This window comes from Flavonifractor sp. An9, assembly GCF_002161245.1.
In the GTDB taxonomy this organism is placed as follows: Bacteria; Bacillota; Clostridia; order Oscillospirales; family Oscillospiraceae; genus Flavonifractor; species Flavonifractor avicola.
Map to the genome: position 1 here is coordinate 106,067 of NZ_NFHC01000003.1, position 15,461 is coordinate 121,527.

Below are 15,461 nucleotides of genomic sequence, written 5' to 3' on the forward strand. Positions count from 1 at the left end.
TCATGCTTTTCTGTTCTTCTCATGTCCGCACACGCCAAGCAAAGTGTTCGAAAACGGTCTGTAAAAACGGCAGGAGCCGCAGTCGATCAGACCCTCGCCTGCGTCCCTGTGTTCGCCGAAGGGACAGGCATCTTCCAGCGTCAGCATGATTGGATGCCCCTCCGGCGTATAGATGGGATGTTCCAGAAAGTCGGGGTATACTTCCATGTATTTTCCAGATTTTTCGTCATACTGAAGCGGAATCGTGAGTGTTGCGCCTTCGACCTGATATGTTTTTGCCTTTTCCACACGCCAACTCTCCTTTCCTGTTTCGTATGGTTTTATCATACCATGAATCCATATTTTTGAAACCACCCGTTTGAGGGTGAAAAATGGGTAGGTACCGAAAAAAGGACCCGGCCAAATGGCCGGGTCCTTTCTCTCATAACAGCATATATTTTTTCAATTCCTGTCTGTTTTTGACGCTGAGTTTCTGCATGGCATTGGTAATATGATACTTTACCGTATTCACGGAAATATGCATGTGGTCTGCGATCTCCTGATTCGTCCAGCCGCGGGCAGCCAGCATGGATGTAGCAAACTCCGTTGTGGTCAGATTGTCCGCCACGTCATGCCCGGTATCGGGATTATGGATCTTGCGCCACCCTGCGGAAAACCGGTAGGTGATGGCGATGATCCGCTTGAAGTCCTCCGGATATTCCGGCTTGATCACCGCTTCCAGCATCCCGCCCAACAAGCCGTGGTGTTCGCCAAAGCCCTGGATAAAATCGTCCGGTTTGGCAAGCTCCCACGCCGCAAGCAGATGCCGCTTTGCCTTGTCCACCTGTTTTAGACTCATATAGTCCATGACTGCGGCCAAATGCAGATAAATGCTGGGGATCGGATATTCTTCCGTCTGCATACTCAGCGTGGCCTCTATAATGCCCAGGCTTCTCTGGTAGTCCTTTTGCAGATAGACACCGTGGGCGATGATATATAACGCAAACATCCGGATGCCCATTGGGAGCCTGGGAAGGAACTCCTGCGTGGGAGGCAGTTCTTTGGGCAAAGGAAGGTGTAACAGTACTGCCGCAGCAGAAGAAATAAAGGACAGACCCGCCCGCTTTTCCGGGTGCTTTTCCGTATCCGAGGCAAGCGTTTCCTGCACTGCTGTCAGCGCATATCTGGCCCGCTGTATCTCACCCACAGAAAGATTGGCATACAGATAGATCAGACAGGCGGAAAGCTGTATGTTCTTATCCGACTCACGGAGAAGCAGTTCGGTTTGTTCGATGGCTTTTTCCGGCTGTCCGCTGAAATAATAATATTCCGCAAATGCAACCTGTTTCTCCGGGCCGTCCGCCATGCTGTCAATGAATTCCAGGCATTTTCCCGGCTCAAACGCGGTGTTCATCAGCGGCATAAGCCCCGGATAAGAAAGGCTCTGGCCTCTCTTCCCCTGCGTTTCCGGAGCCGACTGTTCCCTGCGTTGGTCTTTGGGCTTTTCGGCTCCCACTGGGATTCTCCAGGATGACCCAAACTTCTCTGCGCCCGCAATGCGCCCTGATGCGCAGTATTTCTGCACCAGGCGCTCAGATGTGTTCCATTTCTGCGCCGCATCGTACACAGTCATGTATTCCATAAAGTGCCCCCGCCCCAGACCGTTTGATACCGCCGCAAATAAGTTGCAATGCAGTATCATCTTTCAAAAATTGAGACTAAACAACTTCTTCAGTTTTACTATATGTTAATTATTATATAATGCTGTCAAAGGAATTTCAACCGGCCATTTGGGATGGTCCAAATAGCATTTTGCAGAAGGTCCGTCGTTCGGGCAAGCTATCCCAATCGGTTTCCCGTTACACTCAAACCCAGCCACGCAGAGAGAACACGAAGCCACAGCAACTTCCACCAGAGAGAAAAATGAGATAGACTTTTGGGGTTTGGCCTTTCCCAAAATTATTCAAAAAAAGCACAAATCCGAACCCGGCACCAAGCGGTGCAGGGTTCGGATTTGCTACTTGTGGTGGAGCGTCCGCAACCAACGATGAACACCCTTCGCAGTTGGTCAGGTCACCCTCAAGCCCCTCCTCGATCTCGTCCAGCAGAATGTCATCAATTGTGATCGGGGTGTCGCTACCGTTCAAAACCAAGGTGAACCGGTCATCATACAAATATACCGCCCGGAGGAAGATATTGATGATCCCACGCTTAATGTTCTCGTCGTTCTTGTCTCCTTGCCTGAGCGAGTAGAGATAGGCTCTAACCTGGGGTGCTGTCAAAGTCACCTGCTTCGCCATCTCGACAGCCAGTTGTGCTTGCAACTCCTCTTTTTCGTGCTGGCGTTTTTCAATCCGCTCAGTAATCATGTCGGCCGCCTGTCCCCGCTCCAACGCCTTCCAGAGATTTTCAATGGCGGTGTCTGCTTCCTGGATGGCAGCTCTGATGCGTTTGATGGATGCTGTGTCCCGGTTGGATTCACAGGCCTCAGATACCGAGGCCGCAATCCGCTCAATGTTACTGTCTGTCAGCAACTTGCGGCACTCCAACACCACACGATCCTCAATTCTCTCTTTACCGATGACCTTCTTTTTGCATTTGCGCCGTTTGAAATTATTGCAGGCGTAGTAGTGATAGGTCTTGCCGGATTTTCCTGTACCGCCGTAACCGGTCATCATCTCCCGGCAGTAGCCACAGAACAGCTTTGTGGTGAGCAGATACTCTTCCCGCCCTCTAGCTCGGGCAGGTGCTTTTTTGTTGCGATCAAGGATATAGTGGACACGCTCAAACAGCTCATCTTCGATGATACGAGGCATACCGCCCGGCGTTTCCTGTCCTTTGTAGAGGTAATATCCGATGTAACGCCGGTTGTTCAAAATGCGGTGGACGCTGTTTTTATTAAAGGGTTTGCCAAGAGAAGTCGTGAGCTTTCTGCGGTTCAAATCACGGATAATGTCTGCAACTGTTTCTCCGCTGGCATATCGTTCAAAAATCTCCCGGACAGTCTTTGCTTCTTCCTCATCCACATAGTACCGACGTTCGGAATCCACCTTATAGCCCAAACCAGGATTGCTGCCATTGGCCAAACACTTTTGCGCATTGATCTCCATGCCCCGGCGAATCTTTTGGGAAAGCTCCGCTGAGTAGTATTCAGCCATACTTTCCAGAACACCTTCCACCAGAATGCCGCTGGCATCATCGCTGATGTTTTCCCGCGCGGAGATCACTCGCACACCGTTCTTTTTCAGTTTTGCCTTGTTGATGGCACTGTCATATCGGTTGCGGGCAAAACGGTCAAGCTGGTAAACCAGAACGCCCTCAAAGGTATGCTTGTCACTGTCGGCAATCATCCGCTGGAACTCGGCGCGGCTGTCGGTGGTTCCGCTCTGAGCGCGGTCGATGTACTCCCCAACAACAAGATAGCCGTTGTTTTTTGCATACTCATAGCAGGTATGGAGCTGTCCCTCAATAGATTGCTCGGTCTGGCTATGACTGGAGTAGCGGGCGTAGATAACAACATTCATTGTTTCGCCTCCCCAAGCATTTGCAGTAGCGTTTCCTTGAGCCGCGCATTCATAGGAGATGTGGGGTCAAAGCACATTTCAACAAACTTCTGCATCTGGGGGTCGTTCTGCTGAATTTTAGGCTTGTACTCATACAGCTTGCCCTGAGGATTGTCCGTGCGTCCAAAGATATAGTCCATAGATACATCAAAGTAATCCGCATATCGGGTAAGTGTTTCAAATGTCGGTGAAGCCTGATTGAGCTCATAGCGGTTCAGGCTGGATTGCTTGACACCGACGATCTCGGCCATTTTAACCTGGGACAGCTTAACACTTTCCCGCAGAGACCGCAATCTTTCTGCCACTTCTTTCAAGAGATACACCCCCATTCGTCAATATCATTTTATCAGATGTAGGAATAAACCTCAACCCTATATCAACATAATCACAATGATAAAATGCTGTTAGCGCATAGTTTTCAAGTACCACGTTTTTAAGGGAAGCATATTGACGCAAGCAATGCTTGTGGCTATCCACAGCCACAAACTGCTTGTTGAGGGCAGCGCCCCCAAACCCCTTTGAGCGCAGAATTTTACTCTGCGGCTGCGCGTTCTGCGAACGCTTTTTCTTGAGAACTCGGTTACAAAATTGTGGATTATCCAGCCCCTTGAGTAATGTTGTCTTTTGCGGATGCATCATACCATTGTTGAGTTAATTCAGAGTGCAAAAAAGCATCGTTCATCAATTTAAGAAACGCAATTTTAGATTTCTGGGTGCTCAACCTGATCTGAGTTCCATCTTCACTATATTTGAACTTTCCTGCAAGCTCTGGCGTGTTTTTTGTAAATTCCACAATTGCTTCTTTTGATATCCCTAGCTTAAAAATAGGTGATGCTTTTTTTACTTTAGAAAGCTTCCGCGCAAATGATGGAACTTCAAGTGTATCCCGCAACACCTCAATATCATCCAAAATGTCCAGCTCTTCGATTGCGCTAACAGTTTCCGTTGCCGCTTGTTGGATGAGAGCCGAAAAGCCCATATTACGTTCCAGCATTTTTAAATTGAGCACAAATATAGTGTCGCCTACTCGCAAAAGCTGCGCATCATTATTCAATCGTATAATATCTTCTCCGGGCAGTTTCTCAAAACGTTCACTGCTTCTAATTGCTCCCAGTAAGAAACTTTCTCGTTTTATCAAAGAGATTGGATAATGTTTTTTGAAGAGGACAATACCACTTTCCATGCTTCCAATATAAACTATGTATCCAAACAAATGATTAAGATCATCCGTGTTAAAATTAAAATGATCTATGTTTATCGCTTCTTCAATATTGAATTTTTTAAATAAATTCAGTTCTTCCGGATAACTATCATAATCATATTCATAAACTGCATTTGGTGATTCATCTGCAACAGAAAGATTGCGGACAATCATATCTTCATTAGCGACAATGGTAGTCTCCAAAAATTCTTCAAACATGTGTTGAATTTCCGGTGCTGTGCTCTCATCTTCTATGTCTGCCAATCTCAAAACGAGTTCATCGTTAACTTTGAGGACCAAATACAGTTGTGCAGAGTGCTGCTGCCCCAATATGGTTGACACTGTACCTTTTAATTCATCCGACGTCATTCTTTATCTCCTTTGCTATCCAGACATATTTATCGATGGGAATCCATTTAATAGCTGATCTTTTGGATAAACGGTCTTTTGATATCAACACAATTCCATCGGGAGCATCCACGCCTTTAATCTCTGCGCGATACAATCTGTATCCCATAAGTGCCAAGGTAGGATTCCCACAATATAAATCCATTCTGATAAAGATAAACCCGATTAGCACCAATAGAACGGCCAGCACGAACACATATCGAATCTTGGTTAAATCGATGCAAATCAGCGGGATTATATAGGTAGTAAGAAATGTTAAATATTCATAATTCTCGTTTTTGATGAACTCAATTTTATACGGCGGATTCGTTACTCCTGCCCATCGTTGTTTCTCTCGAGACGCAACAAGCCATCCCAGAATTGCAAAGAGTAAAGAGATAAACGCAAGCCAATTTCTTTTCAACAACGGTCCAAAACCTATAAAGTGCGCATCTTTAGAAAAACAAATTGGGATATCAACGGTTAATAGAAAAATCAAAACGAACAATAGCCATAATGACATAAAATAGAAGCGAAGCTTTATAGCTGTGTCTTGCTCATGTTTTTGTCGCCTGTTTCCCATATCGCCGCCTCCTTTGTTTAGGCTATGTCAAATCCGCCCTCAAGGATAAATTTTCTCAAGATCCGATCCACCTTCATGTTGATCTGAAAAGGCTTGATGGCAGCTCCCTCAAGGGTTTCCAAGAACACTTTTGCGCTGTCCCTGTTGACCGTCGCTTTCAGCTTATCAAATCGGCCAAACTCGTTAATGTTTGCTTCTGTAACCCTCAACTGCATGAAATCCCGCAGCATTGTCTCATCTGCTCCAAGAGCCTCGGCAAAACGGTGAATCTGGTCATTCTTCGCACTGGTCATATACTCTGTGATGTAATCGCGCAACGTTTTCCCTTCATCAACTACGACATCGCCATTCTGCACATCGTGCAGGAAGATATTTGCATACTTCTGCTCTTCCTGGGTAAGAGTTGCAAAGGACTTATGCAGTTCATCCAGCACCGCCGCTGTTTCAGTTCCATCCTGCAGCGCCTTGAGGTATTTGCTGAATCTGGAGTTCATGTAATTGGCATCAATAACGCCGGTGTTGATCTCGGTCAGGTAAGAATCAATCTCATAAGGAACATCATCACCACCCAAGCCTGTTCCCTCGCCGGAAAACAGCTCCTTATAGCGAAGTGCAAGAATCAGGTAAGTAGTCTCATCCAGATGAAGCTCAACAGTGGTTTTACCCGTTTCTGTTTTTATTTCATAGGACAGTTTATTCCAAGTAAACCCCTGAATTTTAGCTGCTTCCAGGTAGTTATTAAAACGCTTGAAAAGCTTGGCAAACTGTCCGCGCTCTGTGTGATCTTCCGGCAATTTTTCAAAATTTCCCACTCCTGCCGAGCGGAAAATCGCTTCGATTTCATCATACAGCTCATTCAGCTTGCCCAGGTTATACTCCAGCTTGTCCGCAAATAGGCCAAGAGGTTTGTCACCAGAGTACAGTTTGAACGCTTCGTCGATATTCCGACGCATCGTATAAGGTTTCCGGTAATAACGAATCGTGCCAAAGGGTTTCTCTGGTCCAAAAAGGCGGTTGGTGCGGGAGAATGCCTGAATCAGTTTTTCATAGACCAAAACCTTATCCAGATAGAGGGTGTTGATCCATTTGGAGTCAAATCCCGTCAGCATCTGATCCACAACAATCAGCAAATCAATCTGTTGATCCGGGGTCCTCTCCACAGACTTATACTGCTCCTTGTGTGCCAGGCGGTAGGAAACATCTTTTTTGAACGTTGCATAGGTAGCCAGCTTAAACTTCATATCGTAACGAGCATTGTAATCTTCCAGAATCTCGATCAACGATTCTTCCTTGAAGATCGCCCCACCATTGTTATCAATGCTTGGGTCAAACAGTGCCGTCACTTTCAAACTGCTCATTTCCTTGAACAGCCTGTAATATTGGATCGCCTCCGGGATACTGCTGGTTGCAAAAATCGCATGGAACTTACTTCCGTGGCTGAGCGTAACCCAGTTGTCCAGAATATCGGTTACTACCGCACGCTGATGTTCTTCCCGCTCATATTGGGAGTTGGGCAAATAATCTTCAATGCCCTTCAGGTAGGTTCCGTCTGCTTGAACGACACCAGCCATAGGCACGCTTGTATGGTCCATATAGTGCAGATAGGCTTTTTTCTTTTTTAGGTCGCTCATGGCTGCGGCTTCAGTAGGCGCTTTGGCTTTTTCCAAAGCAACAGCCTTGCGTAAATCACGGTCCTTATAGGTAGGCACCATATAGGGGTCAAAACCCAGAACATTTTTGTCCCGGATTCCGTCTGCAATGCTGTACCGGTGAAGTTCGTTTCCAAACACATCCGAGGTAGTGCTCATTTTCTTCTGGTTCTCTTCATGAATTGGTGTTCCCGTAAACCCGAAGAACATGGCATTGGGGAAGGTTTCTTTGATTGTACGCAGCATTTCTCCGAATACGTCCCGGTGTGCTTCATCAATGATGAAAACAATCCGCTTATCCCGAATCAGTTCAATATCGTGGGCATTATAGCTGCTGTTTTCCTCAATGCGGCTCATCTTCTGAATGGAAGTGACGATCAACGTATTGGCCGGATCGTCACTTTTCAGTTTTGAAACCAAAACATTTGTATCTTCTGTGTCCTGTACAGAACCCGCATCGTCGGCAAAACCACGGTAATCCATCAGTGACTGGGTTCCCAGCTCCACACGGTCCATCAGGAACACCACCTTATCGGCATCCCTTGATCCGGCAATCAGCTGAGCGGATTTAAAGCTGGTCAAGGTTTTACCGGAACCGGTCGTGTGCCAGATATATCCGCCATACTGATCCTTATCCGCCCAACGCCGCATGGCAACACGACCGGTAATGCGGGAAGCCGCATAGTATTGGTAGCTGCGCATGACTTTCAAAATACCATCGGTATCATCGGCAACTGTATAAAAACCAATCAACTGGTGCGCCATAGGGATGGAGAGCAGATATTGCGCAATGTCCTTCCAGTTGTTCAGCGGCTCATTGTTAGCATCAGCCCAATGGAAGTAGAAATCCTTGTTAAACATTCCGTCTGGGCCGGGATTAGCAAAATAAACTGTCTCATCCGGCTGCATGGCAATGAAAATCTGCACCAGGGAGAAAAGCCCGGAGAACACACCTTCATGGGCATATTTTTCGATCTGATTATATGCCTGACTCACATCCACGCCGCTGCGCTTGAGCTCGCAGTGGATCAAAGGCATACCGTTAATCAGCAGCATAAAATCGCCCCGGCGATTGGGCAAAACCGCACTTCTCGCCTTGAACACAGGCTGCTGGGCAATCTGGTAGCGACTCTGTCCGGCGGCAATCTCCCGCTGGTCATAAATTTTTAGGCTGACCTCTTTGCCAAAATGCAGCTTGTCGGCAGGGTTATCCCGCTTAATGGCCACGGTTTTACCATTGATAAAGCCATTCAGCTTCAGCGGTGTACGCAGCCGAGTGATCTGGTCCAGAATCTGCTGCATTTCGCCATCGGTCAGCGGGACATCATTCAAACGGTCGATATCCCGGTTGTTCTCAAAGAGAATCTGCTTCCAGTTCTGGATCAGCTCTTCTTCGGTTTTGTAGCGCAGGATTTCCGGCTCCCAGCCATATTTTTCAGTTAGTAAATTGATTAACGCTGCTTCAAAGGCAGCTTCATTTTCAAATGCCATAGCAGCCTCCTATGTCAGACAAACATTTTTTCCAGCAGGGCTTTTTTGATGGATTGGAGTTTGCCGAGTTCTTGCAGATTTAAATTTATATTCTCATTTAAAGTTTGCAATGCTTGACCAATTTTATGCTGTTCTTCCATACTCGGAATTGGAATAGGCATCTTGAAAAACAAATCACTTTTAATAGAAAACCTATCAGATCTTGCTCCAGAATCTCCATTAAATCTCATATAGGCATACCAATGAGAACTTTTAAAGTACCATTCCAAAAATAATGTGTCTATATCGTGAGTTCTGAAAACCGTATAGAGAGGGGACATTACACCCGTTCTACCAAGTCTATTACAGTTTATAGGACCGCAAGGCGCTGTGACAGAAACACGCGGATTGTATACAAAATCATTATCTTCCACGATATAATATCCGTTAATTTTTTCAGCTTTAGCTATATCATGATCAAAAAAATCTCTTTGACTAATGATACCGTGCTCAGCCGAATTGGTAAATGTCTCTGTGATATAATTTTGCACATTCTTCTCATTTACCTTATCGGCAATTTGAGCGAGCTCAATCGTTGACCACTTTTCATCAAATCCTTTAAAACGAATCTCCGGCACAGCTGCGCCATCTTTCGGAAACATTTTTTCCAGCATCGAAGTTTTGAGCGTCTGAAGTTTTTTCAGTCTGGATTCACATTGTAAGACAATATTCTTAATATGCGTAAAAGAGTCCGAAATAGCTTTTTGTTCAGCATAGTCTGGAAAGACAACCATTCCTAAAAGCGCATTATCAGACGATACCTTCATGTCATTTTTCGCCCCCTTGTTTACCAGAGGGTTTAGATAGTGATTCAGCCTATCGTTATTTTCAAAATACCATTGTACAAACTCGGGATAGGTGACTTCTCTTGGATGATATACTGCATATAATGTTGAAACAACACCAGCTTTCCCAGTGTTTGTCTTTATAATTCCATAAGGATTTTCCTTCAACGGAGATTTGGTATATACTACATCACCGGTGTGTACAACACCATAATTTAAAACAGAAGCCCCCGCAAAACTCCGGCCTTGAAATTCTATTTGATTAACAATTCCATAATCACCAGAAACGGACAAAACGTCTTCCCTTTGATATAGTCCATCAAAATTTTTTTCTTGGGAAGTTTCAAGATAATAATTAAGCAAGTGCTTAGTCCATTCTTGTGTGAAACCTTTGACTCGGATTTGAGGAATTTGGGGCAGTTTCTTCATCTCATTCACCCTTTAGCAGCGATTGGAACTCGCTAAGCCCTTTCATATCAAATTCGCTGCCGGTGAGCTCATCCAGCATATCAGCAAGCGTCGTTTCTGATGTCTTGATCTGCTCGTCTAGCTCCACATAGGTCACGGCATACTTATCCGTAAGCACCTGCACGGCTTTTTCCAGCCCGTCAATGATAATTTCCGGCATAGCCCGCAGAGAAACACATAGGGGCGCAATCCATTTCAGACGCAACAAATCCAGGACTTGCTCATCGCTCAATCCTTCAATGGTCTCTTTGGTTTTCAGGTGCAGGGCTTCCTCGTTTTTCTTTCCCTCGCTCTTAACCGTTTTTTCCTCTACCATTAGCTTGTCAGCCTGTACCATTTTCGCCTCAAAGGAATCCTCCGGGAAGATATACGCCGCCCGCAGTGCCTTGACATACGCCGAAACTTTCACCTTAGTATAGGGAGAATTTCCCTCCACATCGGCCCAGCTGACTTCCGGATGGGTATTGATATAGTGAAGTTTTTCCGCTTTTCCGGCCTTCGCATCCAACAACTCCAGATACCCCTGCAAGCCGTCCAGCTCCGGGGACGAAACATCCCCATAAATCTCTGCCAGCTTTGCTACAAACTCCTTGGAAACAAAGGCGGTGTTGTCCTCGTTGAGGAAGTCGCCGCGGTCGCCCTCGTCAATGGAGTCGATAATCTCAGTTAGTTCTGCCGCAATTTCATCCAGTCGAGCTTCCTTGGTTTTGAGTGCGTCGTAATCTTCTCTCAGTAGTGTAGTCTGCACCAATTCAAAGGGGATCACATGACCCACCCAGCCGTTCTGCACCTCTTCTTCCTTGTCACCTTTCTTTTTGATGACCATGTTGGGGTCAACTTGCTTCGCAGCTGCAAATCCTTCGGTTTGGACAATTTCGAGATCGGTGGCGATACCTGCCCATTGATTGTCCAGCAGCTGATACGCCTGGTATTTGTCCAGCAGGGGCAGCGGCGTGATGCGGCCAAAAATATTTTGTGTGATGGCGTCCTCTGTCTGAGAGATATTCAGCTCCATCATTTTTTCAATCAGTTCTCCGTTCAGATATGCGTCAAAATCAGCGAACGCAGCCTGGTGAGCGGCAACAAATGCCTGCACATCATTGTTTCCTTCGATCGCCTCCTTGACATTTTGGACAGCTAATTGAGAATAGGGCGTTTCATCCGATGTGAACAGGCTTTCCCGCAACTGAGGAAACGCGGACCAATAGGAAGCTAGAAAGTCAATTTCGTGGTTGGGGATACCGCCGAACATGGTGGCGTAGATATCCCATGTTTCTGGGGCTTCAGAGGAATCAATATAGCGGGGAATATTTAAGTTATAGCCATTGCGCCGGATCTCCTCTTTGGAAACCAGCCGGGCAAACTTTTCGATCTTCTCGGGACGAGCTGCAACAGCATCCACAATTCGCTTGATATCGGACGCCATCAGCTTATTGGTCTTGCCAACCTTGGTAAAACCCTTGGAAGCGTCAATAAACAGAACATCAGATTCTTCGCGCTTCTGGCGCAGCACCATAATGATAGTAGGAATACCTGTGCCAAAGAAAATGTTGGCAGGCAGGCCAATAATCGCCTCAATGTTGTTGTTCTCAATCAGATTTCGGCGAATCTTTCCTTCGCCTTCGCCCTGGCCATCCGGCCCCCCCAGTGCATCACCACGGAACAGAACACCATGAGGCAGAACAATGGTCATAATTCCCTCTGGCTTCAGGTGGTATAGGTCATGGAGCAGAAACGCATAGTCCGCCTTGCCTTTAGGCGCAATGCCATAACGATAACGGGGATCTGTGTCTTTATGCTTCGGGTCCCAGCGCTGGGAGTAGGGCGGATTGGAGACAACCGCATCCAGATACAGGGGATTATATTCCCGGGTCACATCGTCATACATGGGCCAGTCCTGTTCCAGGGTATCACCGCAGCGGGTGAAGATGTTATCCGGCTTGATGCCACGCATGACAAGGTTCATACGTGTTAGATTATAGGTGTTTTCCTTCAACTCCTGCGCATAGTACATGATATCATCTTTGCTCTTAGTGTACTTTGCAACGCTTTTACCGATGGTAATAAGCAGGGAACCGGAACCGCTGGTAGGATCGTAGATTTCAATTTTCTCCCGGTCTCTTAGATGGTGAGCAACGATTTCAGACATAAGCTGAGATACTTCGTGAGGGGTATAAAACTCACCGGCCTTTTTGCCAGCATTGGCCGCAAAGTTACTGATCAGGTATTCATAAATAAATCCCAGGACATCATAGTCCTGTTTGCCATCGGTAGGGATATCTTTGATCAGCTGAATCAGTTCGCTGATTGACTTGGTCTGGCTGCTGGTGCTGTCGCCCAGTTTGCTCAGGCCGGTTTCCAGCGTGTTAAAGATTTTGCTGAATACTTTCTTTTGTGTTTCGCTGATCAGGCGATTAAAGGCAGAAAGCGCGGTTCTCACATTGTCCACGGTGAAACTGCCGCCCTTTGCCAGCCAGGTAGAAAAGAGGTTATCGTAGGCGATAAAATACCCGAGATGCTGCTGACAATAGTCCACAAGAGGCTCATTATTTTCATGGGCATTCTCTTTGATATCATCATCTTCATAACCGTCTTTTTTCAGAAATTCAACTTCTTTGTCGGACAGGAATTTATAAAAGATAAATCCCAAAATATAGTCCTTATATTCATTTGCTTCAATCTTGGAACGCATTCTGTTGGCGGATTCCCAGATTTTATTTGCCAGCTGTTGTTTATTCATAAAGGTGTTCTCCGATCTATTGTTATTAGTGCCCTATCCGGTGTTTCAGTATATCATTACTGCCTATCTTTTGCTTTCTGTACATGTGTTTGATAGAGCTGTTTCGGCAATTCACGCAGATAGGTATTCAAGATGCCTATAGCGTTTTCCATGTGGACCTGTGAAATCAGATCATACTCCACTGAACAATAACCGCACGCATCCAAAACCTTCTGAGCTTCTTCCATCTTTTGAATGCTTTCTTTCCGTATTTGTGCAGAGATGCCGTCCTGGGACAACTGGTACATGTAATATGCAAAAAGGCTTTGCTTAATTTTTTCCATCACACGCCTAAATTCTGCGCTAATTAGAAAATCATTAAGAATGGCCGTATCTTGAGAAACATATAGTTGTTGCCCTTCCTCACTGCTGGAGTTTTCTTTACACTGAATAAGCTCGTCAATCGCCTCATCGCACAGACCTAACTGTTCAGAAATATCGTGGTATTCCTTTTTGCGGGAGTTAGACAGCCCCAGTAGATACTCCACCGACACATCGTAAAAATCCGCAAAAGCAGTCAGATACTCAATGCTCATACTACGGGTGCGGCCATACAGAGGATGGACTGGATCGTTGATTTCATAATTTTTGAGATTTGTATGGCTGATGTTGACACCACGCTCCGCAAGCTGCTTGGAAAGCTGTTCAAAGGACAGCTTTTTTTCTTTGCGCAGATCTTCCAGCCGCTCTTTGGTCAACGCCATCCTTGCTTCGTCATACAGCATGAGTTGATCCTCCCGTCCATTTATAAACTACAATTTATAAGTAAATCGTTTTTGAAACTGAAATAATTTATGGTTGATATACCGATTCAAGCACTTTCCTACGGTATAATTCAATTAGAGTTTACGGTTTACATTTATTATAAACCATAAATCTCACAAAATCAATTCTCTACATGAAATGGAGGAAAGCGCATGGAAAAATATCTGCACAAGCTGCAACCACAAAGCTGAGAGGAAAAACAATTTGTCGATTCAAATGACACCCAAGCAAAAGAGAAAAGCCAATGCGCTGATTCGAAAATCTTGCTGCAATTATGACGGCGGCAATTGTATTGCGCTGGATGATGGCGAGCCTTGTGTCTGTGTACAGAGCATCTCTTATTCTCTGTGCTGCACCTGGTTCCGGGATTGGGTTCTGCCGGGCGCTCCAGCCTTACAAGCTGAAATCACCAAACCCAAGGGAGTGAAGCGATGCGCAGAATGTGGTGCGCCGTTTCTGGCAAAGTCTAACCGAGCCAAGTATTGTCCCGATTGTGCCCGCAAGGTGCACCGCCGTCAGAAAACAGCAAGTGACAGGAAACGGAGGTCGAATACGGACAAATAGAGCTTCCAAAAGCCGGATATATGCTCACTTTCCAGCCTGGCAATCGTGGAGGTGAATAGCAATACCCCTTATCGCTCAGAAATCACGTTCTAATTGTCCGCATGGAGGTACCTGTCATGGCTACTAAACCCTTTTACATTCATCAGAAGCCACCGGCCCAAAGTTTTATACGACTGCCCAATTTTCTGTTTGAGGCACCAAGTTTTTGCTCCTTGTCAAGCGAAGCCAAACTGTTGTATGCGATGATACTGCGTCGAACAGATTTGTCCCGCAAAAACGGATGGGCCGACGATTATGGCAAAATTTATCTGTACTACCCCATCAACGAGGTGTGCGAGCTGCTGCACTGTGGCCGTCAAAAAGCGGTGGACACACTGCGGGAACTGCAATATGCAGATCTTGTATCCATCAAAAAGCAGGGTTGTGGAAAACCCAACCGTATCTACCCAAAATACTATGAAGCGGTTTCGAACACCGACTTCAAGAAATCCGGTTGCGGAACGCCGGAAGTCTGAATAATGGATTCGACAAGTACGGTAATCCGCTTTCTTGAAGTGCGAAAACCAGACGGTAGATAAAAAGAAAAAGATAAATATACCCAGTTTAATTCGATTCATTCCCTTCCGATCCAAGCTATTTTATGCGGGATTTTCCGGTGAAAACCCCGGATGGGAAGAGATAGGAAAGGAGCTCTATGAGAATTTTCTCAGGTTTTGAAATTATCTGTTTCCCCTCTGTGTATGGGAACAATCTTTGGCAGCTGTGTATCGCCGGGAAGGAGTGTGAGATGGACTGAGTTGAGCCGGAAAGGTTTTGCTGTTGGGGCAATACACTATGGCCAGCCAGGAAAAACGTCAAAATCTATACGAGATCGAACTGCCACAGTCCATCATTGATTCCTTTGCCCGATTTCTTGTGCCTGAAATTCAGAAATTCTATGCCAGTGACCAGGGGCAAAAAGAGCTTGAGGCATGGGAAAAGAAGTATTCTGATCAAAGTAAGGAGTGACGTAAAATTCAAAGATGATATAAGAAAGGATGACTCATTTCGGAGTGTCCACTTATGGATTATTGAACACAACAATAACTTTTAAGTGATGTTCTCGCAGTTCTAAACATAAAGGCCACACAACAGGTTTCTATGTCTGCTGTGTGGCCTTTTTTGTTAGTATTGTAAGCATTAGTTATCCAGCGACTTGGAATGCACAG

14 protein-coding genes are annotated in these 15,461 nt (G+C 45.8%); 3 read left to right on the plus strand and 11 right to left on the minus strand.

The window, feature by feature from the left end; all coding sequences use genetic code 11:
* From B5G40_RS03465 to B5G40_RS03510, 11 genes are all read right to left on the minus strand, one after another.
* Positions 1-288, minus strand: a complete 288-nt coding sequence (locus B5G40_RS03465; protein ID WP_087328489.1) for a hypothetical protein — start codon at positions 286-288, stop codon at positions 1-3.
* A gap of 133 nt (positions 289-421) precedes the next feature.
* On the minus strand, positions 422-1,621 hold the full coding sequence (locus B5G40_RS17530; protein WP_087398781.1) for a LuxR C-terminal-related transcriptional regulator: 1,200 nt from the start codon (positions 1,619-1,621) through the stop codon (positions 422-424).
* 223 nt (positions 1,622-1,844) lie between these two features.
* Complete coding sequence (locus B5G40_RS03475) at positions 1,845-3,503, minus strand: recombinase family protein (protein WP_087398782.1); 1,659 nt, start codon at positions 3,501-3,503, stop codon at positions 1,845-1,847.
* Positions 3,500-3,793 carry a helix-turn-helix domain-containing protein gene (locus B5G40_RS03480; RefSeq protein ID WP_343286721.1) on the minus strand — a complete coding sequence of 98 codons (294 nt, stop codon included), beginning with the start codon at positions 3,791-3,793 and terminating at the stop codon, positions 3,500-3,502. The genes B5G40_RS03475 and B5G40_RS03480 overlap by 4 nt, the downstream gene beginning before the upstream one ends.
* 16 nt (positions 3,794-3,809) lie before the next feature.
* A complete protein-coding gene (locus tag B5G40_RS17035) occupies positions 3,810-4,181 on the minus strand; it encodes a hypothetical protein (protein WP_162614483.1) in 372 nt (123 codons plus the stop codon).
* Positions 4,138-5,112, minus strand: a complete 975-nt coding sequence (gene kwaB / locus B5G40_RS03485; RefSeq protein WP_087398783.1) for an anti-phage protein KwaB — start codon at positions 5,110-5,112, stop codon at positions 4,138-4,140. The genes B5G40_RS17035 and kwaB overlap by 44 nt, the downstream gene beginning before the upstream one ends.
* Positions 5,099-5,713 (minus strand): anti-phage protein KwaA, encoded by a 615-nt coding sequence (gene kwaA / locus B5G40_RS03490; RefSeq protein WP_087398784.1) that lies wholly within the window; start codon positions 5,711-5,713, stop codon positions 5,099-5,101. Before kwaA ends, kwaB begins: the two co-directional genes overlap by 14 nt.
* Positions 5,714-5,730: 17 nt before the next feature.
* Positions 5,731-8,853, minus strand: a complete 3,123-nt coding sequence (locus B5G40_RS03495; protein WP_087398785.1) for a type I restriction endonuclease subunit R — start codon at positions 8,851-8,853, stop codon at positions 5,731-5,733.
* A 14-nt stretch (positions 8,854-8,867) separates the two neighbouring features.
* Positions 8,868-10,106: a restriction endonuclease subunit S gene (locus B5G40_RS17150; RefSeq protein ID WP_242959200.1), complete on the minus strand. Its 1,239-nt coding sequence runs from the start codon at positions 10,104-10,106 to the stop codon at positions 8,868-8,870.
* 1 nt (position 10,107) lies between these two features.
* On the minus strand, positions 10,108-12,885 hold the full coding sequence (locus B5G40_RS03505) for a type I restriction-modification system subunit M (protein ID WP_087398786.1): 2,778 nt from the start codon (positions 12,883-12,885) through the stop codon (positions 10,108-10,110).
* Positions 12,886-12,941: 56 nt separating this feature from the next.
* Positions 12,942-13,649, minus strand: coding sequence for a helix-turn-helix domain-containing protein (locus B5G40_RS03510; RefSeq protein ID WP_087398787.1), 708 nt, complete (start codon positions 13,647-13,649; stop codon positions 12,942-12,944).
* A gap of 256 nt (positions 13,650-13,905) precedes the next feature.
* Here B5G40_RS03510 and B5G40_RS03515 point away from each other — a divergent pair, with 256 nt between their 5' ends.
* The 3 genes from B5G40_RS03515 (at position 13,906) to B5G40_RS17080 (ending at position 15,261) form a co-directional block, all read left to right on the plus strand.
* A complete protein-coding gene (locus tag B5G40_RS03515; protein WP_242959203.1) occupies positions 13,906-14,253 on the plus strand; it encodes a cysteine-rich VLP domain-containing protein in 348 nt (115 codons plus the stop codon).
* A 116-nt stretch (positions 14,254-14,369) separates the two neighbouring features.
* Positions 14,370-14,768, plus strand: coding sequence for a replication initiator protein A (locus tag B5G40_RS03520; RefSeq protein ID WP_087398789.1), 399 nt, complete (start codon positions 14,370-14,372; stop codon positions 14,766-14,768).
* 319 nt (positions 14,769-15,087) lie between these two features.
* Entirely contained in the window at positions 15,088-15,261 is a 174-nt protein-coding gene (locus B5G40_RS17080; protein WP_164496940.1) for a hypothetical protein, read from the plus strand.
* Positions 15,262-15,461: the final 200 nt, after the last annotated feature.

Coding starts and splice junctions, on each gene's coding strand:
- B5G40_RS17530 (WP_087398781.1), bottom strand. CDS start 1,621: ATGGAATACATGACTGTGTACGATGCGGCGCAGAAATGGAACACATCT.
- B5G40_RS03475 (WP_087398782.1), bottom strand. CDS start 3,503: ATGAATGTTGTTATCTACGCCCGCTACTCCAGTCATAGCCAGACCGAG.
- B5G40_RS03480 (WP_343286721.1), bottom strand. CDS start 3,793: ATGGCCGAGATCGTCGGTGTCAAGCAATCCAGCCTGAACCGCTATGAG.
- B5G40_RS17035 (WP_162614483.1), bottom strand. CDS start 4,181: ATGATGCATCCGCAAAAGACAACATTACTCAAGGGGCTGGATAATCCA.
- kwaB (WP_087398783.1), bottom strand. CDS start 5,112: ATGACGTCGGATGAATTAAAAGGTACAGTGTCAACCATATTGGGGCAG.
- kwaA (WP_087398784.1), bottom strand. CDS start 5,713: ATGGGAAACAGGCGACAAAAACATGAGCAAGACACAGCTATAAAGCTT.
- B5G40_RS03495 (WP_087398785.1), bottom strand. CDS start 8,853: ATGGCATTTGAAAATGAAGCTGCCTTTGAAGCAGCGTTAATCAATTTA.
- B5G40_RS17150 (WP_242959200.1), bottom strand. CDS start 10,106: ATGAAGAAACTGCCCCAAATTCCTCAAATCCGAGTCAAAGGTTTCACA.
- B5G40_RS03505 (WP_087398786.1), bottom strand. CDS start 12,885: ATGAATAAACAACAGCTGGCAAATAAAATCTGGGAATCCGCCAACAGA.
- B5G40_RS03510 (WP_087398787.1), bottom strand. CDS start 13,649: ATGCTGTATGACGAAGCAAGGATGGCGTTGACCAAAGAGCGGCTGGAA.
- B5G40_RS03515 (WP_242959203.1), top strand. CDS start 13,906: ATGACACCCAAGCAAAAGAGAAAAGCCAATGCGCTGATTCGAAAATCT.
- B5G40_RS03520 (WP_087398789.1), top strand. CDS start 14,370: ATGGCTACTAAACCCTTTTACATTCATCAGAAGCCACCGGCCCAAAGT.
- B5G40_RS17080 (WP_164496940.1), top strand. CDS start 15,088: ATGGCCAGCCAGGAAAAACGTCAAAATCTATACGAGATCGAACTGCCA.